Below are 21,505 nucleotides of genomic sequence, written 5' to 3' on the forward strand. Positions count from 1 at the left end.
GGTGTTTCCTGCTCTTTGTTTCAGCGCGGCTTGCTGACGATACCGCGTTCGATGAACGATGCGATCTCGCTCGGTGAGTATCCTGCTGCCTTCAGCACGGCTTCGCTGTCGGTGCCGGCGGCCTTCGACGGCCCCGCGATCTCCGGCGGCGTGCGGCTGAAACGCGGACCCGGTGCCGGCTGCACGACGCCATCGCGCTCGACGAAAGTTGCGCGCGCCACATTGTGAGGATGCGCGCCGACTTCCTTCATCGCGAGCACGGGCGCGAAGCAGGCGTCGCTGTCAGCGAAGACCGCCGTCCACTCATCGCGCGTGCGCGTCTTGAAGACTTCGGCATAGCGCTTGGCGAGTGTCGGCCAGCCGGCGCGATCATGCTGCTTCGGCAAATTCTCACCCGCGATGCCGAGGCGCTCGAGAAGGTCGGCATAGAAGCGCTTTTCGATCGAGCCGATCGAGACCCATTTGCCGTCCTTCGTCTCGTAGACGCCGTACCAGGGCGCGCCGGTATCGAGGATATTCTCGCCGCGCTCGTCCTTCCACATGCCGCCGGCGAGGAAGCCGTAGATGCCCGCCATGAGCAGCGAGGCACCATCGACCATGGCCGCATCCACGACCTGCCCCTTGCCCGAATTCCGCGCTTCCAGAATGCCGCACAGCACGCCGAACGCGAGCAGCATACCGCCGCCGCCGAAATCGCCCACCAGATTGAGCGGCGGGATCGGCGGGCCATTCTTCTCGCCAATGGCGTGAAGCGCGCCGGACAACGCAATGTAGTTGATGTCGTGCCCCGCACGCGGCGCCATCGGGCCGTCCTGGCCAAAGCCCGTCATGCGGCCGAACACGAGCTTCGGATTGACCTCCCAGAGCACCTCCGGCCCAAGTCCGAGCCGCTCCATGACGCCCGGCCGGAAACCCTCGATCAGAGCATCGGCGCCCTTCACGAGCCGGCGGACGATGTTGCGGCCGGCCTCCGTCTTCACGTCCACCGCAACCGACTGCCGCCCGCGATGCAGCACCTCGAAGCGCGGCTCGCGCCCCGGCAGGCCCAGATCGGCGCCGTCCGAGCGATCGACGCGGACGACCTCCGCGCCCATGTCGGACAGCATCATGCCGCAGAACGGAGCCGGCCCGATGCCGGCCATCTCGATGATGCGGACACCCTTCAGCGGCCCCATCTGCGTCTCCTCTTGATGATTGTTCTGACCGGCTTATTCGAGCGATCGGCCCCGGGATGTTCAGTTCCCGCGGACGCTTCTTAACGTGTCATTCACTGTAGCCCAAGAGCGTAATCATTCAGCAAGGGGCCTTGTGGTTGGATGGCGTTCAACAAGAGGGACATCCGCGGAGTAAGCGTCCGGTGCCCGACCGCAACGATAAAAACGACGAGGCAGTGCCGTCGTCCGGCGCCGAAGGCGTGCCCGGCGAACGCCCTGCGCGCGGCCGAACACACGACGGGAGGGGCCCCTTCTCCGTTCACGATGGCTCGATCGTGTTGCGCCGGCTCGCGCGCCTCTTGCAGCGTCCGGGTGTCGCCGAGCGCATCGCGGAGCGCGCCCTGCGCGACCAGAGACGTCGCCGCCGGCAAGAGCCGGATCATCACGCGATCGCGCATCCAGGGCTCGAGCAGCTCAAGGACCTCGAGTGGGAGCTGCGCGACAACGAAGCGCGCTATCGCGATCTTCTCGACCGCCAGAGCCACGTCATCAGCCGTACGGACATGGATGGCCGGCTCACGTTCGTGAACCGCTCGTTCTGCCGGACATTCGGTGTCGATGCAGAGATCGTGCTCGGCACGAACTTCGCGCCTGTCGTCGTCGATGGCCATAGCTGGCCGCCCGCATCGAACGCACCGGCCGCGCCCTTCGAGCTTCGGCTGCTGACAGCGCACGGCCCACGGTGGTTCGCCTTCGAGCAGCAAACGGCTGCCACCATCGACGGCGTCGGCACCGAGATCCAGCGCGTCGGCCGCGACATCACGGATCAGCGCCGCATCGAGCAGGAGCTGGCGACAGCCCGCGATGCAGCCGAAACGGCCAACCGGGCGAAGTCGCGTTTCCTCGCGACCATGAGCCACGAGATCCGCACGCCGATGAACGGCATCCTCGGCATGTCGGCGCTTCTCGCAGAGACGGCACTCGACGCCGAGCAGCGGACCTACACGCACGCCATCGAGGAATCGGCGCGCACGCTGCTCGCGCTGATCGACGAAATCCTCGACTTCTCGCGCATCGAGGCCGGCAGGCTCGAGATTGCGGCCGATCCCTTCGAGCTCGACCAGTGTGTGGAATCCGCCGTCGAGCTTCTGCAGCCCAAAGCGAGCGAGAAGAAGCTCGATCTCGCCTGGTGGATCGAGCCCTCGCTGCCGAAGCTCGTCATCGGCGATGCCATGCGCTTGCGGCAGATCCTGCTGAACCTCATCGGCAACGCGATCAAGTTCACCGACCGCGGCGGCATCGCCGTCCGGATCGACGGCGATCTCGAGCCCTCGGGTTCGGCCGTGCGTCTGCGCATCCGCGTGACGGACACCGGCATCGGCATGGCCGAAAGCACGCTGCCGGCGCTCTTCAGCGAGTTCGAGCAGACCGACGAGGCTGTGCGGCGCCAGCGCGGCGGCACCGGTCTCGGGCTCGCGATCTCGCGCCGGCTCGCGCGGGGCATGGGCGGCGACATCGTCGTTACGAGCGCGCTCGGCATCGGCTCGACGTTCTCGCTCAGCCTTTCGGTCGGCATCAAGCCGCAGAACCGCCCTGTGCTCGAAGTGCCGTCGCGCATTGGCGAGCCGCAGCTCATCCTCGTCGCCCTCGACGGCCCTGTGGAGCGTCGCATCGTCGCGGAAATCCTGCGCTCGCTCGGCTTCGACGCCATCGAGAGCAACGTCGCCGATGCCCATCGCCTCGTGCGCGGCCCCCGTGCGCCGAGCCGCCCCTTCAGCACGCTGCTGGTCGGCGGCGAGAGCGGCGTGGACGGGGCACGTCACCTGCTCGAGGCCATGCGCCGTGGCGACAAGAGCGCCGTACGCGGCGTCGTCCTGATCGAACCGTCGAGCCGCCCGTCGCTCCCCGCCTTCAAGGCGAGCGGCTTCGATGCCTACCTAGTGCGCCCCGTGCGGCCGTCGTCCATTGTGACGCAGGTCGTCTCGCGCGGCGGCGCGCAGCCGCCGGCATCGGCAATAGCGCCGCATCGCGTGCCGGCCGCCGAGAGCGCCGACCCGGGACACAGCGGCATCCGAGTCCTGCTCGCCGAGGACAACGATATCAATGCGCTGCTCGCCACGCGCATGATCGAGCGTTCAGGCTGCAAGGTCGAGCGCGTGACCAATGGCCGCGAGGCCGTGGAGGCCCTCCGCGCGACGATCGACGGCGCCGCGGCACGCTATGATCTCGTGTTCATGGACATGCTCATGCCCGAGGTCGACGGCCTCGAAGCGACACGCCAGATCAAGGACATGTTCGAGACGGCGGGCGGGCGCCGCCCCCCGATCGTGGCGCTCACGGCCAATGCGTTCAGTGAGGATCGCCAGCGCTGCCTCGACGGCGGCATGGACGACTATCTGGCCAAGCCCTTCGAGCCCGACGATCTCGAGCTCGTTCTCAGCAACTGGTGCGGCAATGCCCATCCGCGCCAGCCGGACGGGGCCCTCGATACGGTCAGCGACCCCATTGCGGACACCGACGTGGCCCGCGTCGCGAGCTGAGATCTGCGCCACGACCACATTCTCGTCGGAATTCTCGATACCAGTGGCCCCGTCATCGGCGGGGCGCACCCTAACAGCCGAGTTCTGCACGCATTTTGCACGGGGGCGCGAAGCGGCTATCTTGAAGGCCCGGCGCAAGGAGCAGCCGGACGGTGCGTGCGCCCGAGAGGCAGGAGATCTTATGGTCCACATGCGAGCCGCACGGGCGCGTTTAGCCGCTGCTGTGCTTGCCGGTGCCGCGGCCTGCATTGGATCCGGCTCCGCACGCGCGCACCCGCACGTCTGGGTGACGACGGAGACGACCGTGCTCTACGAGAACGGCACGATCGTCGGCCTGCGCCAGAAGTGGTCGTTCGACGACTTCTATACGTCCATGGCCATCCAGGGCCTCGATACGAACAACGACGGCACCTATGACCGCAGCGAGCTCGCGGAGCTGGCCAAGGTCAACATGGATGGCCTCAAGGAGTTCGAGTACTTCACCGCCGCCAAGCTCGGATCCGAGAAGCTGAAGTTCGACGCGCCGAAGGACTTCTGGCTCGAGCACGCCGAGGCGCCCGAAGGCGCGGTGGAAGTCACGATGAAGACCGGCGATGCCGCCTTCGAGGGCACGGGCGCCGAGATCGTCAAGCCGCCGGAGCCGCCCAAGGGCATGTTCGCGCGCCTGTGGGACTGGCTGTTCGGCAGCTCGGCGAGCCAGCCGAAGACGGAGGCGGCGGCACCGCCCGAGCGGCCGAAAGTCCTGAGCCTCCACTTTACGCTGCCGCTCGCCCAGCCGGTGCTGGCGGAAGCGCCGGGCTTCTCCTTCACGATCGCCGACCCGAGCTTCTTCATCGCTTTCCAGCCGGCGGAGAAAGACCCCGTGGCGCTCGGTCAGGGCGCGCCGCAAGGCTGCCGGATCTCCATCGGCGATGCGCCGCCTGAAAAGACGACGCCACCAACGGCCGAAGACGTTGCGAAGGCCCTCAAGGAGCCCGATCCCGCCGCTGACGCGAGCCGGCTCGGCGATGCTTTCACCCAGCAGTTCGGCGGTCAATCAGTCGGCTTCGGCTTTGTCAGGCCGGCCACGATCTCGTGCGGTCCACCCTCATGATCTCAGCCCGTTTCAGGCATCTCGCCGCGACCTGGCGTACCCTCGCCTGTGCCCTCCTGGTTGCCGTGTTCCTGGCACCGGCCACAGCCGCGCTCGCGCAAGCGCCAAGCGCGCCGCCAGCAGCGCCGAAGAGCTTTCTTCCGCCTGCCAAGGCCGCCGAGCCCCCTCAAGGCATCGCCGCCCGCGCCTATGCCTGGCTCATGAGCAAGCAGTCGGAGGTCAACCGCCGGCTCGCGGCCGCCGTGCGCGAGATCCGCACCGGCGACCCGTGGTTCGCGACGCTCGTTCTCGCCGGTCTCAGCTTTGCCTATGGCGTGCTCCATGCGGCGGGGCCTGGGCACGGCAAGGCTGTCATCTCATCCTATGTGCTCGCCAATGAGCAGACGGTCCGCCGCGGCATCGCACTCTCGTTCCTTGCGGCAGCCTTCCAGGGTCTCTCCGCGCTGGTGATCGTCGGCATCTTGATCGTGCTGCTCAGTGCCACCGGCATGACCATGAAATCGACCGAGGCCTGGCTCGAAACCTTGAGCTGGGGGCTCGTCGCCGTGGTCGGTGCCTGGCTGCTCTACACGCAGATCAAGGCCGCGCGGGCAAAGCCGGCAGCCGCTGCGTCCCACGCGCACGATCATGATCACGCGCACCATGCGCACGACCATCATCACCACGATGGGCATCAGCATCACCGCGGGCACGATCACGGTCACCACCATCATGACCATGATCACGGGCACCATGACCACGGCCATGGGCACGCCCACGCTCACGTCCATCACGACCACGCACACGAGCACGCCGCCGACGGAAGCTGCTGCAATCACGCCCACATGCCCGATCCGAGCCAGCTCCAGGGCCCCTGGTCGTGGCGGCAGGCCTTCGCGATCGCCTTCGCCGTCGGCATTCGCCCCTGCACGGGCGCCATTCTCGTGCTCGTCTTCGCGATCAGCCAGGGCCTCATGTGGGCCGGCGTGTTTGCCACCTTCGCCATGGCGATCGGCACCGCGATCACCGTCTCGGCACTGGCCGCGCTGGCCGTCGGCTCGCGCGAGCTCGCCATGCGGCTCGGCGGCGGCGCGGAGAGCGTGTGGGGGGCGCGCGTGCGGACGGCGGCCGGCATCGGCGGCGCCGGCCTCGTCCTCGGGCTCGGGCTCGTCCTGATGGTCGGCTCGCTCCAGAACGTGAGCGTTTTCTGACGCGCGTGTTCTTTGGCTGGCACCGGCGCACGCTCGTGCTAAGAAGGCACCCGCCATCATCAACTTCAGCGTGAGGAAGCCAGTCACCATGGCCATTGTCAGACACGAGTCCGCCGGCATTCTTTCCAAGGCCGTCGAGGCGAACGGGTTTGTCTTCACCGCCGGCATCACGGCGAACGATCGCAACAAGGACGTCGGCGGTCAGACGAAGGAAATCCTGGACGAGATCGATCGGATTCTCGCGCTCGCCGGCTCCGACAAGTCGAAGGTCGTCTCGGCGACGATCTGGGTCACCGACATCCGCAATCGCGATGCCATGAACGTCCATTGGAACGAGTGGACGGGCGGCAAGAACCTTCCCGGCCGCGCCTGCATCGAGGCCCGCCTCGCCGACCCGAAGCTGCTCGTCGAGATCGCTGTCATCGCGACGAAGTAATCGATGATCATCCGCCGCGAGCTCGAGCCCCTCCTCGCCAACGTGGTCGAGGCAGGGGACATGATCTTCACGGCCGGCTGCATCGCCGACGACGAGAGCCTCGACGTCGGCGGGCAGACGCGGCAGGCGCTCGGCGATCTCGACCGCTGGCTCGCCATGTGCGGCAGCGACCGCTCGCACATCCTGCAGGTCGTGATCTGGCTCTCGGACATCCGCTTTCGCGACGCCATGAACGCGGTGTGGCTCGAGTGGGTCGATCCGGCCAATCTCCCCGCGCGCGCCTGCATCGAAGCGCGCATGGCGACGCCCGGCTGCCTCGTCGAGATCATGGCGATTGCCGTCAAACCTGCTGCCGGTGGAAAACAGAAGGCCGGATCATGAGCAACGCCCGCCCCGAGGGCCGTCCCGAGCCTGGCCGCCGCAGCCAGTATGCCCAGTTCATGCCGGTGCAGACGCGCTGGATGGACAACGACGTCTATGGCCACGTGAACAACGTGGTCTACTACTCGTACTTCGACACGGTCGTGAACCGCTACCTGATCGATCCCGGCGGCCTCGACTTCCACAACGCGCCGATCGTCGGCATCATGGCTGAGACCATGTGCCGCTTCCACCGCTCCTTCGCCTATCCGGAAGCGATCGACGCGGGTCTCAGAGTCGGTCGGCTCGGCACGTCGTCCGTTCGCTACGAAATTGGTCTCTTCGGCGAAGGCGAGGATCTGGCTCGCGTTGAGGGCCATCTCGTGCACGTGTTCGTCGAGCGCGCGACCAACAAGCCGGTGCCCATCCCGGCCGGCATTCGCGCAGCCCTCGAACGGCTAATTGTCGACTAGTACGGTAGAGATTTCCGGCTGAATGCCGCGCACTGTAGCTTTCGGGCCATAGCGGGCGCCCAACCAAATCAGGCATGGTCTCGGCGGACATACTTGAGTGAGTCCGCACGCATGGGGCTATTCGCGGACCGCTCCAAAGGGGCTGGGAACCACGATGAAGCGCACATGCTTGGTGGCCGCTGGAGCGGCGCTGCTGATAGGTCTTGGGCTCACTCCGGCGCTGGTTCACGCGCAGGAGACCGGGCTCGCATCAATCCACGCCTGGGTTCCGGCCGGCCGCACCAAGACCTGCCTGGCGACCCACTTCCACGACGGCTCCGGCGCCGGCAAGACGAAGAAGGACGCCGAGCGCGCCGCCATTCAGAGCTGGGAGTCGTTCACGATCTGGGAGTACGGCCCGTCCTGGGGCCGCTGGAACCTGTCCGAGACGAAGACCATTAACTGCGATCGGAAGACGACGTCCGAGTTCAGTTGCCAAGTGTCCAGCCGTCCGTGCATTAGCAAGGTCGCGAGAAAGACGGCAAAGACGGCAAAGAGCTCAAAGGCGGCCAAGGGTGAGAAGCGCTGAGTTGCAGGCGCGGCCCTGACGTCGTTCGGCGACGGGGACCCTCGTGATCCAGTTCCGCCCGATCCTGCTGGCTCTCGGCCTGATGGCCTGCCTTATGGGCGTGGCGATGCTGGTCCCCATGGCTGTCGACTATGCCGACAGCCACTCGAGCTGGCGCACATTCGCCGTCTCGGCCATGGTCACGCTGTTCGTCGGCGTGCTCATGGTTCTGTTCGCCTATGACAACCGCCCGGTGAAGACCGGGCTGCGCGAAGCATTTCTGCTGACCACGCTCTGCTGGGTATTGGTGTGCGTCTTCGCGGCGATCCCCTTTGCAGGCCTTGGTCTGCCAATCGCAGATGCTTTCTTCGAGGCGGTATCGGCGCTGACGACGACCGGCGCCACGGTGATCACCAATCTGAGCGGCCAGCCCCGCGGCATTCTGCTTTGGCGGGCTTTGCTGCAGGGGATCGGCGGCCTCGGGATCATCGTCGTCGCGATCCTCGTCCTCCCCTTCCTGCGCATCGGCGGGATGCAGCTCTTCCAGACGGAGAGCTCGGATCGCTCGGAGAAGATCGTACCGCGCGCCAGCCAGCTCGTTGCCGCCATCTGCGGCGTGTTCGTTGCGCTGCTGCTCGCGTGCATGATCGTTTTCATGCTGCTCGGCATGACGCCGTTCGACGCGATCTGCCATGCGCTGGCAACGGTCTCGACGGGCGGGCTCTCCACGCACGATCAGAGCTTCGGTTACTTCAAATCGCCCGCCCTGCACTGGGCCGCAATCTTCTTCATGATCTGCGGTGCGCTGCCGTTCGTCCTGTACATCAGGGCCATGCGCGGCGACACGCAGGTGCTCTGGCGCGATGTGCAGGTGCGCGGCTTCCTGATGCTCATATTGGTCGCCTCGGCGGTCATGACCGCATGGCTGACCATCGCCCGCGGCGTGGAGTTCAGCGACGCCCTCCACCTCGCGGCCTTCAATGTCGTTTCCGTCATCACGACCACGGGCTTCACCGCGGGAGACTTCGCCGCCTGGGGACCGTTCGCAGTCGGGGTTTTCTTTCTGCTGCTCTTCATCGGCGGCTGCTCGGGATCGACGTCGGGCGGCATCAAGATCTACCGCCTGCAGGTCGCCTCACTGCTGACGCGCAGCCACCTTCAGCACCTCATCAGCCCCAACCGCATCGTTCCGCTGACGTACAACGGCCGGCGCCTTCCCGAGGACGTACCGTTCTCGGTCGTCGCTTTCTTCGCCGTCTACATGGCCACGATCGGGCTGTTCACCGTCGTTCTCTGTGCCATGGGGCTGGACCTGGTCACGGCGTTGTCGGGGGCCGCGTCAGCCGTCTCGAACGTCGGACCGGGACTCGGCTCGATCATCGGCCCCTCGGGCAGCTACGCCGACCTGCCGGCGGGCGCGAAATGGGTGCTTTCGGGCGCCATGCTGCTCGGCCGCCTCGAGCTCTTCACGGTGCTCGTGCTCTTCCGGCCGGAGTTCTGGCGGGGCTGAGCGCCTGAGCCCAATGCCCCGCCAGATTACTGTCGAACGTCAGGCCGTAGCTGGCGCCACGGTGCGCGTTCGCTGCATGGTGTGCGCGGCCAGGAAGAGCAGCACCGCCAACACGACATTGTACCCGACGTGCACGCCAAGCTGCGGGAAGAGCGGCATGTAGCCGGAGATGTCGATCCCGATGATCGGCTTCAGGATGGCGGTAACGATCGTCGGCAGCACCAGCAGAAGACCCGCAACGCTGAACAGCGCCGTCTCCACGCCGTTCGTGCGGACGCGATAGTAGCGCTGGAAGGCGAATGCGAGCAGCGCGATGCCGGCGCCGACCTGGAGTGTGATCTCCAGGATGTCGAACCACGTAGCTCCATCGGGGAACTTGAGCAGCAGGCCGATGCCGAGCGGATCGAGGACGAACACGAACGGCACCAGGAAGGCCGGCATCGTGTACTTCCAGGATTGCAGCGTGGTCGCGTAGGGATTGCCGCCCGTGATGGCCGCCGCCGCAAAGGGCGAGAGCGCCGTCGGCGGCGAAACCTCGGACAGCACCGCGTAGTAGAAGATGAACATGTGCGCGGCGAAGTCCGGCACGCCGAGCTTGATCAGCGCCGGCGCCGCAATGACGGCGCACAGGATGTAGGAGGCCGTCACCGGCACGGCGAGACCAACGATCCACACGATCAGCGAGGTATAGATCGCCGTGAGGATCAGACTGCCGCCCGCATAGGTGATGATGATGTCGGCGAACTTCTGCGCGAGGCCGGTGAGCGTCACGCTGCCGACGATGATGCCGGCCGCGGCGCACGTCGGCGCCACATTGAGAACGCCCGTCGTGCCCTCGGTCAGGGCCTTGGCGAGCTTGCGCGGCCAGAGCGCCGTATCCCAGCGGAAGTAGCTGACCAGGATCGCCATGATGGTCGCCCAGAACACGGCGAGCACGGGCGAGAAGCCCATCAGCATGAATACGACGATCGAGATGAGCGAGAGGAAGTGGAACCAGTAGCCCTTGGTGAGCTTCCAGAGCGTTCCCTTCTCGATCAGCAGGTCGCTGCCGCCGGCGCCGTACTTCTTCGCGTCGAGCTCTACCATCACGTAGATGCCGAAGTAGTAGAGCAGCGTCGGGATGATCGCCATCCAGATGACTTCGATGTACGAAATCTTCAGGTACTCGGCGATGAGGAAGGCCGCGGCACCGAGCACGGGCGGCGAGATGATCGCGCCGAGACCGCCGGCCGCAAGCAGGCCGCCCGCAGCATTCTTGTCGTAGCCGGATTTGGCGAGCATCGGATGCGCGACGGTGCCGATGGTCACGGTCGTCGCGACGCCCGAGCCGGAAGGGCCTCCCATCAGGAAGGACGAGAGAACGACGGCGCGCCCTGCGGAGTTGCGGCGCCCGCCCATGGCGGCGAACGAGAAATCGATGAAGAACTTGCCGGCGCCGGATGCCTGCAGCACCGCGCCGAAGATCGTGAAGAGGATGATGAGGCTGGACGAGACATCGACGGCCGAGCCGAAGATGCCTTCAAGCGTCATGTAGAGATGGGCGACGAGACGGTCGACGTCATAGCCGCGGTGCGTCCACGGCGCCGGAAGGTGCTGCCCGTAGATCGCGTAGAGCACGAAGGCCATCGCGACGATCGGCATGATGATGCCGGTCGTGCGCCGCGTCGCCTCGAGAACGAGCGCGATGAAGACGATGCCGACCCACACTTGAATTTCCGTCGGTGCGGTCGCGTAGTCGCCGAAATCGGCGCCCTGATAGAGGATGTAGCCGACCGTGCCGGCGCCGGCTGCGGCGAAGAGCCAGTCCCACCAGCGGATCTGGTCGCGAAAGCGGCTCGCGATCGGGAACAGCAGGAACGTCAGCACGAGCACGATGCCGACGTGACCGGGCCGCAGGACGTGCGTCGGGATGATGTCGTAGGCCGCGTAGAGATGGAACAGCGTCGAGCCGATCGCGAGGGCAGCTATGAGGTAGCCGATCCAGCCGCCGACGCGATTGAGGGCGCCTTCATCCTCCTCGATGAACTTCTCGGCGGCCTTGAGCGCGTCCTCGCTGATTTCACCGGCATTCGACGCCGTGGCAGCCGGCGCGCCCCCCAATTCCTGGCTCATACTGTGTTCCTACTTGGTGACAATCCGAGCGCGAGCGGGCGCCGGGTAACAGGCAAAACCGCCGGAGCGTGGGCTCCGGCGGCTGGTGACTTATAGAGAGCGGGGCTCAGTCGACCTTGATGCCCTTCTCGGCGAAGTACTTGAGAGCACCAGGATGGAAGGGGATGCCCGACTTCTTCTTGGTCTGGTTCTCCGCCTTGATGTTGAGGCCTTCCTTGTGGACGATGCCGAGCTCCTCGCGCTTCTCGAGCATCAGCTTCGTGAGCTGATAGGCGAGGTCCTCAGGCATGTTCGCGTTGACCGCCATGACGTTCCAGACGGCGACGTTGTGGTTGTCCGCATCCTGGCCGCCGTACGTGCCCTTGGGAATGACCGTCGCCGCGTAGATCTCGCCGTACTTGGCAACCATCTTGCCGACGTTCTGTGCGATGTCGATCATGCGGAGCTTGGTGCCGGGCGTCGCGCCGAGGTCGGTCACCGCCGCCGTCGGAAGGCCGCCGACCCAGAAGAAGGCGTCGATCTTCTTGTCCTTGATCGCGTTGACGCTCTCGGCGACGCCGAGGCGCTCACGCTTCATGTCCTTGTCCTTGTCGAGACCGGCCGCCTCGATGACGCGGAATGCGAACACCTCGGTGGCGCTGCCGGGCGAACCCGTGGAGACGCGCTTGCCCTTGAGATCCTCGATCTTGGTGACGCCGGTGCCGTCGATGGTCACGACGTGCATGTGGTTCGGATACATGACGACGAGCGACTGGACCGGCAGCTTGCCGCTCTTGAACTTGTCGAGACCGCTGACGGCATCCCACGCGGCATCGACCTGCGTGAAGGCGATGTCGGCGCGGCCGGAGCCGATGAGCTGCAGGTTGGCAACCGAGCCGCCGGTCACTTCCGCCGCTGCCGTCGTGTTCGGGATGTTCTTGCCGATGATGCTCGCGAACCCGCCGCCGAGCGGATAGTACACGCCGCCCGTGCCACCCGTGGTGATCGAGAGCTGCTTCGTCTGCGCGATGGCGGCAGCCGCGGTGAGGGCCACAGCAATGCCGGCCGTGAGCGCAAGTAGTCGCTTCATTTCCTCATTCCTCCCAGGGATCCAGTTTCATTCCGAGGCGCGATCGGGACGAGCCGTAACGACGCTTGCCGTTCGGGCCGCCCTGAACAAAAGGCCGATCGGTGTCTAGCGGACAACCATCCCTGGAACCAAGAAAAAATCGCTGCTCATGCTTATTTTCTCGGGTGCGCCCCCCCGCCGCTCCTGTGCGGAAATGCGGGCCGGATCGCTGCGGCAAAGTGGCACTCAAACGCATACGGCCGCCCTTGTGACAGGGCGGCCGTGAGATCCTGGAATTTGTGGCGGGCGGCCTGCGTAGTGCGCGCTGGCGCTACTTCCACTCGATCTTGGTGATCTCGTAGGACTTGGCACCCTTGGGCGTCGTCACCTCGGCGGTGTCGCCCTTGCCCTTGCCGATCAGCGCACGCGCAATCGGCGAGCTGATCGAAATCTTGCCCTCGCGCACGTCCGCCTCCATCTCGCCGACGATCTTGTATTTGACCTTCTCGTCGGTGTCCTCGTCGATGAGGCTGACCGTGGCGCCGAACTTGATCTTGTCGCCGGACATTTTGGTCGTGTCGATGACCTCGGCGCGCGAAAGCTTATCCTCCAGCTCGGCGACCTTGGACTCGTTCAGCCCCTGGGCCTCCTTGGCGGCGTGATATTCCGCATTCTCGCTCAGGTCCCCGTGCGCACGTGCCTCGGCGATGGCCTGGATGATCCGTGGACGTTCCACGGCCTTCAGGCGGTGCAGCTCCGTCTCGAGCTTCTGAAAGCCCTCGATTGTCATCGGAACCTTTTCCATCGCCATATCCAAGTCTCCCAACCGGCTCGGCTGATGTGCCGATACCGCCGAATCAGTCGCAACAGTCCACGGGAAAACGCCAGCTTCCCCCGTCCGGGGCCCGTTTGCAAGGGCCTCAGGCGGTCCGGCTAATATAGGCCTGAAGTGGCGCCACTTTAAGGTGACCGCGCCTCAAAGCCTTGATGGCCTCGGTCACTGCGATCGCTCCGGCGAGAGTCGTACAATACGGAATGCGGTTGAGCAAGGCCGTGCGCCGGATGTCCTTGGAGTCGGCGAGCGCCTTGGCACCTTCAGTTGTATTGAACACCAGATCCACATCGCCATTCTTCATGGCATCGACAATGTGCGGCCGACCTTCCAGAACTTTGTTCACCAGCTCGCAGGGAATGCCGTGCTGCTCAAGGTGCCGCTTGGTCCCCCGCGTCGCGAGAATGCGGAAGCCCATGTCGACGAGGTCCCGCGTCGCCCCCAGAATCCCGTCCTTGTCCGCCTCGCGCAGCGAGATGAAAACCGTGCCCTTGTCGGGCAGCGACTGACCGGCGCCGAGCTGGCTCTTGGCAAAGGCCAGGCCGAAGTCGGTATCGATGCCCATGACCTCGCCCGTCGAGCGCATCTCGGGGCCGAGGATCGGATCCACGCCCGGGAAGCGGGCGAACGGAAAGACCGCCTCCTTGACGGCGATGTGGTCGAGCTTCGGCGTCTTGAGAGCGAAGCTCTTGAGCGACGCGCCGCCCATGATGCGCGCGGCAATGCTCGCGACCGGAAGCCCGATGGCCTTGGCGACGAACGGCACCGTGCGGCTTGCCCGTGGGTTCACCTCGATGACGTAGATCTGCTTGTCCTTGATCGCGTACTGCACGTTCATGAGACCGACCACGTTCAGCGCCAGCGCCAGATCGCGGGTCTGCTTTTCGAGGCGAACGACGATCGCGCTGTCGAGCGAATGAACCGGAAGCGAGCAGGCGGAGTCGCCGGAATGAACGCCCGCCTCCTCGATATGCTCCATGATGCCGGCAACGAACGTGTCCTTGCCGTCGCTCAGGCAATCCACATCCACCTCGATCGCGCCGGAGAGATAGCGGTCGATCAGCAGCGGCCGGCTCTCGGAGACGATGAGCTCCGACGGCCGGTCCAGCGTCGCGGAAAGGCGCTGGATGTAGCGGTCCACCTCGCCGCCGTCGGCGACGATCTCCATGGCGCGCCCGCCGAGAACGTAGGACGGACGGATCACGATCGGATAGCCGATCTTGTCGGCGACGGCGCGCGCTTCGGCAGGTGAGCGCGCAATGCCGCTCTCGGGCTGCAGGAGCCCGAGCTTGTCGATGAGCGCCTTGAAGCGATCGCGGTCCTCGGCGAGGTCGATCGCATCGGGCGACGTGCCGAGGATCGGCACGCCGGCATCTTCCAGCGCCTGGGCGAGCTTCAGCGGCGTCTGGCCGCCGAACTGCACGATCACGCCCGCAAGCGTGCCGTTCGATTGCTCGACGCGGATGATCTCCAGCACATCCTCGGCCGTCAGCGGCTCGAAGTAGAGGCGGTCCGACGTGTCGTAGTCCGTCGAGACGGTTTCCGGGTTGCAGTTGACCATAATGGTCTCGAACCCGGCGGCGGTCAGCGCGAAGCAGGCGTGACAGCAGCAGTAGTCGAACTCGATGCCCTGGCCGATCCGGTTCGGCCCGCCGCCGAGAATGATGACCTTCTTGGCTGCAGTCGGCTGCGCCTCGCACACAGGCTTGTCCACCAGACCGCGCTCGTAGGTCGAATACATGTACGGCGTCGGCGAGGCGAACTCGGCGGCGCAGGTGTCGATGCGCTTGAAGACCGGCGCAAGGCCGAACTTCTTCCTCAGCGCGCGCACGTCCGCTTCCTTCTTGCCCGCGAGCTTGGCGAGCCGCGCATCCGAGAAGCCCATGGCCTTCAGGTCGCGCAGTGCTTCCGCATTCTCGGGAAGGCCGTGCGCAATGACGCGCGCTTCCTCGTCGATGATTTCCTGCATACGCGCGAGGAACCACGGGTCGATGCGGCAGGAGGCGTGGATCTGCTCGTGATCGACGCCCATGCGCATGGCCTGCGCGACCTTCAGCAGACGGTCCGGCGTCGGATGGGCAAGAGCCGCGCGCACGACGTTCTTGTCGTCGCTGCCGCCGAGGCCCTCGAAGGTCACGTCGTCGAGGCCGGTGAGGCCGGTCTCGAGCCCGCGCAGCGCCTTCTGCAGGCTTTCCGCGAACGTGCGGCCGATGGCCATGACCTCGCCGACGGACTTCATCGCCGTCGTCAGCGTGGGATCGGAGCCCGGGAACTTCTCGAAGGCAAAGCGCGGGATCTTCGTGACGACATAGTCGATCGTCGGCTCGAAGGAAGCCGGCGTCGCGCCGCCCGTGATGTCGTTCTCGAGCTCGTCGAGCGTGTAGCCGACCGCCAGCTTGGCCGCGACCTTCGCAATCGGGAAGCCCGTTGCCTTCGACGCGAGCGCGGACGAGCGCGACACGCGCGGGTTCATCTCGATGACGACGAGGCGCCCGTCGGCCGGATTGACCGCAAACTGGACGTTGGAGCCGCCGGTCTCGACCCCGATCTCGCGCAGCACCGCGATCGAGGCATTGCGCATGATCTGGTATTCTTTGTCGGTCAGCGTGAGCGCGGGCGCGACCGTGATCGAGTCACCCGTATGCACGCCCATGGGATCGACGTTCTCGATGGAGCAAATGATGATGCAGTTGTCCGCCTTGTCGCGGACGACCTCCATCTCGTACTCCTTCCAGCCGAGCAGGCTCTCGTCGATCAGGATCTGGCCGACCGGCGACGCATCGATGCCCGAGCGGGCGATCTGCTCGAACTCCTCACGATTGTAGGCGACGCCGCCGCCCGTGCCGCCGAGCGTGAAGGCCGGGCGGATGATGGCCGGCAAGCCGACCGTATCGAGGAGCCGCATGGCCTCGGCGAAGCCCGTCGCCGTGTCATAGCGAACGATATTGCCGCTTTCGTCGCGGATGGGCGGCGAAGAGGCGATGGCCGCGCGGGGGCTTTCGAGGCCGATCCGGTCCATGGCCTCGCGGAAGAGCTTGCGGTCCTCGGCCTTGTCGATGGCCTCGGCGCGGGCGCCGATCATCTCGACGCCGAATTTTTCGAGCACGCCCATGCGCTCGAGCGCCAGCGCCGTATTGAGCGCCGTCTGCCCGCCCATGGTCGGCAGAAGCGCATCGGGGCGCTCCTTCTCGATGATCTTGGCGACGACATCGGGCGTGATCGGCTCAATGTAGGTCGCGTCCGCCAGCTCCGGGTCCGTCATGATCGTCGCCGGATTGGAGTTGACGAGGATGATGCGGTACCCCTCGGCCCGCAGCGCCTTGCACGCCTGGGTCCCGGAATAATCGAACTCGCACGCCTGGCCGATGACGATCGGACCGGCGCCGATGATGAGAATCGATTTGATGTCTGTACGCTTGGGCATGGGGCCGCTTTCTATTGCAGCGCGCCACGCTTGGCTATAGGGCGCGGCAAAGAGGCGGGGAGAGTGGCCGGCAGGTCTCCGGGCGTGCCATGCGCGCCTCGCCGGACGCCCTCCCGGCTCCGTCTTCCGTCTTGACGGTATTGCCCCGGCCGCGCTCCCATGAGCCGAGCCATATCAGGCGCCATGGGCCGTGACGGCTGCCGGCTCGGGCGGGCCAACAGGAACAACGAGGAAACAACCAGGAGACGAAAATGCAGATCAAGTTCCACCACGTTAACCTGTGCACCCGCGACGTCCCCGGCCTCGACACCTTCTACCGCGAGGTCCTCGACATGAAGACCGAGCCGGGCCTCGCCGGAAACCGTGACAAGGACCAGGGTTACTCGGGCAATGTGTCATTCCTGACGGACGGGCGCGCCGACGCGGCGCAGTTCCACCTCGCCGAGCAGGACATGAAGATCGGCTTCAAGACCGGGCAGGCGGTCAATCCGCTCGAGCGCGGGCACCTCGCCTTCCGCACCGACGACATTGCGGCCTTCAAAAAGCGCCTGGAGGAGAAAGGCATTCCCTATTCGGACTTCGGCGCCTGGGCCATGAAGGGTTGGGAGCAGATCTTCTTCTACGACCCCGCCGGCAACATCATCGAGGTCCACCAGGTCCGCGAATGAGCACCGAGACCAACTACCTCTTCGTCTACGGCACCCTGCTGACGCGCGCCCACGGCGAGCTCGGGGCGGACATGCGGACCCGCCTCGGGCAGGAGAGCGCGAGCCTCGGCGAGGCGACCATCCCCGGCCGCCTCTTCAGTCTCGGCACGTTTCCCGTCATGCTGGAGCCCGCCGCCGCCTCGGACACGGTTCATGGCGAGGTCCTGCGCCTCGACGATCCCGAGAGCGTCTTCGTCTGGCTCGACCCCTATGAGGGCATCACCCCCGGCCACAAGCGGGAAGGCGAGTACGAGCGCGCACGCCGGTCCGTGCGCCTCGCAAGCGGCGAGGAGCTGGTCGCATGGGTCTACCTCTATGTGGCGGATCCAGTCGACGCACCGCCCATACCAAGCGGCCGGTGGCAAGCCTGAGCCTAGAGTCTGTTCGATCAAAATGGCATCGCAATCCCCCTCCCCCAGCGCCGAAGGCGCGCCTTCGGCGCGGTCGCGCGGGACGCGCGCCTCTGGCGCGACGGGGAGGGGATAGGGGTGGGGGGAATCCCCGTCGCGAATGTTCTGCAATCCCCCCTCCTAACCTCCCCCACAAGGGGGGAGGAATAAGCGCGGAGCGCGATGCGAAGTGATGCCGTATGAAATGAACACGCTCTAGAGCGCGGGCTCAGCCGATTTGTGCCCGCGCACGCTCCATCACGCGCACGAACTCGGCATCGAGGGCTGCATTGTTGCCGCGGCAGCCGATGGCGATCTGCTCGGCGAAGTCGATGTAGTCGTGCCTGCGGCTCCGCGACCAGCTCGCCGGCGGATTGCTTGCCGTATCGGCGACGTTGCAGATCTTGTCGGCCAGCTTGATCAGCTTCGCGCGCGGGCTCAGGTGAGGGGCGTGCTCGATCTCGAGCCGCTTGCGCTCTGATTGCGTCAGCGGCGGGTCCGTCACCTCGAGAACGAGCGCGACAACCGACGTCCCAAATTTCCGCTCGATCTCTTCCGCCTTGGTCTCGGTATCTTCAATGGTGTCGTGAAGAACGGCCGCGACCAGCACCTCGATGTCGTGAACACCGCCGACGCGCACGATGAGCTCGGCAACCTCGATCGGATGGTTGATGTAGGGCGTCTCGCGCACGCCCTTCCGCCGCTGGTCGCGATGGCGCTCGGCGGAAAAGAGGGCGGCCGCCAGCAATTGCGCCTCGACGGAAGATCCAGCGCGCGTCATTGCAGGCTCCGGTTCGCACGCCTCATGTCGGAGCGAGCTTGGCAAGATCAGGAATGGGCCGCGCCGTCTCCTTGTTCAAGGCGAGCATCTGCTCGAGCGCGTGCGCAACTTCGAGCACCATCGCATCCGAGCCGTTGGGCCCCGCAACCTGAATGCCGAAGGGCATTCCGAGATGATCGACGCCGCACGGAATGACCGCGACCGCCGGCAGCGCCGTTGTCAGCGCGTAGGAGAGCGCGAGCCAGCGCATGTAGGTCGGCATCTTCTCGCCGTTGATCGTTTCGACGTAGAGCTGTTCGTGCGGGAAGGGCGAGACCGCCGCCGCCGGGCAGATCAGCACGTCGCACTCGTCGAAGAATTCGAGATAGCGGTTGTAGATCTTCGTCTGCTCGACATTGGCCCATGACACGTCGCCGAGCGAGTACTTGAGACCCCGCTCCGTGTTGTCGATGACATTGGGCCCGAGCAGATCACGATGCTTTTCGAGGCGCTCGCGATGCATGCCGACGAACACCATGCCGCGCAGGATCTCGAAGACCTCGTGCACGTTCGTGAAATCGGGATGGCGGTTGCTCGTCTCGGCAAACACCGAGCGGAACGTGCGCGTGCGCTCCTCGAAGATGCCCGCGATGTCATTGTCGACCGGGCAGCAGCCGAGATCCGTCGAGAAGGCGGCGCGGATGGAGCCGAGGTCGATGTTGCCGAGCGCATCCGGAATGTCCTGGACATCGCTGCTGGCGAACGGATCGATCTTGTCGCTGTCGATCTGCGCCTTGAGGAGAAGGTGCAGGTCCTCGATCGTGCGGCCCATGGGCCCGATGACGGGGAACGGGCTCAGCGAGACCGGCCGCTCGGCAGGCACGAGGCCCGGCGAGGGCCGGAAGCCGGCAATGCCGCAGAAGGCGGCCGGCGTCCTGAGACTGCCGCCGTAGTCCGAGCCGGTCGCGATCGGCACCTGGCTCACGGCAAGCGCCGCCGCCGAGCCGCCGGACGAGCCGGCCGCGGTCTTCTCGGGATCGAAGGGGTTGCCCGTCGCGCCATAGACGCGGTTCTTGGTGTTGGCGCCCGCGCCGAACTCGGGTGTGTTCGTCTTGCCGACGATGATGGCGCCCGCCGCGCGAACGCGCGCGACCATGCCGCTGTCCTTGGCCGGCACATGATCCTTGTAGATCAGGCTGCCATAGGTGGTCTTGAGGCCGGCCGTGTCCGAGAGATCCTTCACGCCGACCGGCAGGCCGTGCAGGACGCCAAGGTCATCGCCCCGCATGACGGCCTTCTCGGCATCGCGCGCCGCCTTGCGCGCGACCTTCTCGTCGAGCGCGACCATGGCGTTGATCGCGCCGTCCGTCGCCCGGATGCGCATGAGGCAACTGTCGAGCAGCTCGATGGGCGAGACCTTCTTGCGGCCGATGAGGCGGCGCAGCTCGACTGCGGAAAGATCACAAAGCTCGCTCATGGCCGATAGCCCGTTTGTTTGTCGCCGAGGTCCCAATAAATGCCCGTCACGTGGCGCAGCCCTTCGCGCATGAGCGGCACCAGAATGTGCTCGTCGGGCGCGTGCTGCGAGCAGCCGGCGTAGCTCAGCGGCAGCCACGCGCAGGGCATGCCGATGCCATACTGCAGCATGTACGTCATGTTGGAGCCGCCGCCGTTCGGCAGCACGCCGCACGGCTGGTTCGAGTTGCGCTCCACGGCCCCCTTCACCCACTGCGCCCAGGGATGATTATGGTCCGTGCGGCTAGCCTCGAAGCGGCCGTTGTTGCCCGCAGGCGGCGGCTCGATCGTCACTTGGGTAAAGCCGCGCTCATCGAGATGGCGCCGCAGATTGCTCACGATGTTCTCGGCATCCGTGCCCACGACATAGCGCAGCGCACAGACGGCGCGCGCTTTCGGCGGCACGGCATTCACGGGCTTTGCCGGATTGCCGGTCTCGAAGGCCAGCACGTCGAACGAATTGAAGGCCGCGATCTTTTCGATGCGGCTGAGCCCGGGCTCGCCCCAGTAGTCGTCGATCTTCGGCGCGCGCGGCCCCGCATCGCGGTCGATGCCCTTCAGCACCTCGCGCACACCGCCGGGGATCTCGGGACGCCAGCCATCGACAAGAATGCGGCCCTTGGCATCGACGATGCTCGCGAGCGCGTGCGCGAGAATGATGCCTGGATTGGCGAGCAGGCCACCCCAGTTGCCCGAATGGTGACCACCCTCGCGCAGATCGACCGTAAGGATGAAGTTCGCGCAGCCGCGATTGCCGAGCGTGATGTTGGGCCGCCCGATCTCCGTGCGCGGGCCATCCGACGAGAGAAAGCCGTCAGCGGCAAAGTCCGCCTTGTTGGCGTCGATGATGTCCTTGAGGCCTTTCGAGCCGTTCTCCTCGCCCGTCTCGATGAGGAATTTGTGATTGAAGCCGAGCTTGCCGCCGCGCGCCTTCATGACCTCGCGCAGCGCCGCGACATGGACGAGCGTCTGCCCCTTGTTGTCGGCGACGCCGCGGCCATAGACGCGCTCGTCCTCGAAGGAGAGCTTCCACGGGTCGCGGTCATTGGCCCAGCGGCCTTCCATGCCGAGCACGACATCGCCGTGACCATAGGAGATGAACGTCGGCAGGCTCGGGTCCTCGATGCGCGTCCCGAGCAGCACCGGGCCACAGCCGGCGAGCGGATTGGGAAAGATCTTGATCGCGTAGCCGAGCGCCTCGAGCTCCGGCCGGATCACCGTCTGCAGATACTCGCCGAGGACGCCGACCCGCTCTGGGTTCTGGCTCTCCGTCGGCACGGCCACCCACCGCGCCAGGTCCGCGAAATAGCCGCTCCCGCGGTCGTCGTAGTACTTGAGGGCACTGGCTACGGCCGTTTCACGTGTCATGGTTCTTCCCTGGCTCTTTTTGGGCTTTGCCGTCCGGTGCGGCGATT

Annotated in this window: 18 protein-coding genes; 10 read left to right on the top strand and 8 right to left on the bottom strand. The window is 65.8% G+C overall.

The annotated features are described in order from the left end of the window. Nucleotides 1-20: 20 nt before the first annotated feature. Complete coding sequence (locus tag CS1BSM3_RS08810) at nucleotides 21-1,175, bottom strand: CaiB/BaiF CoA transferase family protein (RefSeq protein ID WP_072386600.1); 1,155 nt, start codon at nucleotides 1,173-1,175, stop codon at nucleotides 21-23. A 182-nt stretch (nucleotides 1,176-1,357) separates the two neighbouring features. Between CS1BSM3_RS08810 and CS1BSM3_RS08815 the strand changes: the two genes are divergently transcribed. The 8 genes from CS1BSM3_RS08815 to CS1BSM3_RS08850 all read left to right on the top strand — a co-directional run bounded on the left by CS1BSM3_RS08815 (nucleotide 1,358) and on the right by CS1BSM3_RS08850 (nucleotide 9,303). Next, a complete protein-coding gene (locus CS1BSM3_RS08815) occupies nucleotides 1,358-3,694 on the top strand; it encodes a PAS domain-containing hybrid sensor histidine kinase/response regulator (protein ID WP_072386601.1) in 2,337 nt (778 codons plus the stop codon). A 181-nt stretch (nucleotides 3,695-3,875) separates the two neighbouring features. Continuing rightward, nucleotides 3,876-4,787, top strand: a complete 912-nt coding sequence (locus tag CS1BSM3_RS08820) for a DUF1007 family protein (protein ID WP_072386602.1) — start codon at nucleotides 3,876-3,878, stop codon at nucleotides 4,785-4,787. Then, complete coding sequence (locus CS1BSM3_RS08825) at nucleotides 4,784-5,977, top strand: nickel/cobalt transporter (RefSeq protein WP_072386603.1); 1,194 nt, start codon at nucleotides 4,784-4,786, stop codon at nucleotides 5,975-5,977. Before CS1BSM3_RS08820 ends, CS1BSM3_RS08825 begins: the two co-directional genes overlap by 4 nt. A gap of 88 nt (nucleotides 5,978-6,065) precedes the next feature. After that, nucleotides 6,066-6,413: a RidA family protein gene (locus CS1BSM3_RS08830; protein ID WP_072386604.1), complete on the top strand. Its 348-nt coding sequence runs from the start codon at nucleotides 6,066-6,068 to the stop codon at nucleotides 6,411-6,413. A gap of 3 nt (nucleotides 6,414-6,416) precedes the next feature. After that, nucleotides 6,417-6,794, top strand: coding sequence for a RidA family protein (locus CS1BSM3_RS08835; protein WP_072386605.1), 378 nt, complete (start codon nucleotides 6,417-6,419; stop codon nucleotides 6,792-6,794). Next, entirely contained in the window at nucleotides 6,791-7,246 is a 456-nt protein-coding gene (locus CS1BSM3_RS08840) for an acyl-CoA thioesterase (RefSeq protein ID WP_072386606.1), read from the top strand. The genes CS1BSM3_RS08835 and CS1BSM3_RS08840 overlap by 4 nt, the downstream gene beginning before the upstream one ends. Before the next feature lie 154 nt (nucleotides 7,247-7,400). Further along, complete coding sequence (locus CS1BSM3_RS08845; RefSeq protein ID WP_072386607.1) at nucleotides 7,401-7,814, top strand: hypothetical protein; 414 nt, start codon at nucleotides 7,401-7,403, stop codon at nucleotides 7,812-7,814. 43 nt (nucleotides 7,815-7,857) lie between these two features. Beyond that, nucleotides 7,858-9,303 carry a TrkH family potassium uptake protein gene (locus CS1BSM3_RS08850; protein WP_244540457.1) on the top strand — a complete coding sequence of 482 codons (1,446 nt, stop codon included), beginning with the start codon at nucleotides 7,858-7,860 and terminating at the stop codon, nucleotides 9,301-9,303. A 39-nt stretch (nucleotides 9,304-9,342) separates the two neighbouring features. Here the strand turns inward: CS1BSM3_RS08850 and CS1BSM3_RS08855 are convergent, their stop codons facing one another. The 4 genes from CS1BSM3_RS08855 to carB all read right to left on the bottom strand — a co-directional run bounded on the left by CS1BSM3_RS08855 (nucleotide 9,343) and on the right by carB (nucleotide 16,719). Further along, nucleotides 9,343-11,415, bottom strand: a complete 2,073-nt coding sequence (locus CS1BSM3_RS08855) for a TRAP transporter permease (protein WP_072386608.1) — start codon at nucleotides 11,413-11,415, stop codon at nucleotides 9,343-9,345. Nucleotides 11,416-11,521: 106 nt separating this feature from the next. Continuing rightward, nucleotides 11,522-12,484 (bottom strand): TAXI family TRAP transporter solute-binding subunit, encoded by a 963-nt coding sequence (locus tag CS1BSM3_RS08860; protein WP_072386609.1) that lies wholly within the window; start codon nucleotides 12,482-12,484, stop codon nucleotides 11,522-11,524. 310 nt (nucleotides 12,485-12,794) lie between these two features. After that, complete coding sequence (gene greA, locus CS1BSM3_RS08865; protein WP_072386769.1) at nucleotides 12,795-13,268, bottom strand: transcription elongation factor GreA; 474 nt, start codon at nucleotides 13,266-13,268, stop codon at nucleotides 12,795-12,797. A 115-nt stretch (nucleotides 13,269-13,383) separates the two neighbouring features. After that, nucleotides 13,384-16,719 carry a carbamoyl-phosphate synthase large subunit gene (carB, locus tag CS1BSM3_RS08870; protein ID WP_072386610.1) on the bottom strand — a complete coding sequence of 1,112 codons (3,336 nt, stop codon included), beginning with the start codon at nucleotides 16,717-16,719 and terminating at the stop codon, nucleotides 13,384-13,386. A 251-nt stretch (nucleotides 16,720-16,970) separates the two neighbouring features. On the opposite strand from carB, the gene CS1BSM3_RS08875 reads away from it, so the two are divergent. Both CS1BSM3_RS08875 and CS1BSM3_RS08880 read left to right on the top strand, forming a co-directional pair. Beyond that, nucleotides 16,971-17,387, top strand: a complete 417-nt coding sequence (locus CS1BSM3_RS08875; protein WP_072386611.1) for a VOC family protein — start codon at nucleotides 16,971-16,973, stop codon at nucleotides 17,385-17,387. Then, nucleotides 17,384-17,797 (top strand): gamma-glutamylcyclotransferase family protein, encoded by a 414-nt coding sequence (locus CS1BSM3_RS08880; RefSeq protein WP_072386612.1) that lies wholly within the window; start codon nucleotides 17,384-17,386, stop codon nucleotides 17,795-17,797. The genes CS1BSM3_RS08875 and CS1BSM3_RS08880 overlap by 4 nt, the downstream gene beginning before the upstream one ends. A 247-nt stretch (nucleotides 17,798-18,044) precedes the next feature. On the opposite strand, the gene CS1BSM3_RS08885 is transcribed toward CS1BSM3_RS08880, so the two are convergent. The 3 genes from CS1BSM3_RS08885 to CS1BSM3_RS08895 are packed head-to-tail and all read right to left on the bottom strand — an operon-like array spanning nucleotide 18,045 to nucleotide 21,458. Continuing rightward, nucleotides 18,045-18,596, bottom strand: a complete 552-nt coding sequence (locus CS1BSM3_RS08885) for an HD domain-containing protein (protein ID WP_072386613.1) — start codon at nucleotides 18,594-18,596, stop codon at nucleotides 18,045-18,047. A gap of 22 nt (nucleotides 18,597-18,618) precedes the next feature. Beyond that, nucleotides 18,619-20,052 (bottom strand): amidase, encoded by a 1,434-nt coding sequence (locus CS1BSM3_RS08890; RefSeq protein WP_072386614.1) that lies wholly within the window; start codon nucleotides 20,050-20,052, stop codon nucleotides 18,619-18,621. After that, nucleotides 20,049-21,458: a M20/M25/M40 family metallo-hydrolase gene (locus CS1BSM3_RS08895; protein WP_072386615.1), complete on the bottom strand. Its 1,410-nt coding sequence runs from the start codon at nucleotides 21,456-21,458 to the stop codon at nucleotides 20,049-20,051. The genes CS1BSM3_RS08890 and CS1BSM3_RS08895 overlap by 4 nt, the downstream gene beginning before the upstream one ends. Nucleotides 21,459-21,505: the final 47 nt, after the last annotated feature.

Origin of the sequence: Hyphomicrobium sp. CS1BSMeth3 (assembly GCF_900117415.1) — a bacterium.
In the GTDB taxonomy this organism is placed as follows: Bacteria; Pseudomonadota; Alphaproteobacteria; order Rhizobiales; family Hyphomicrobiaceae.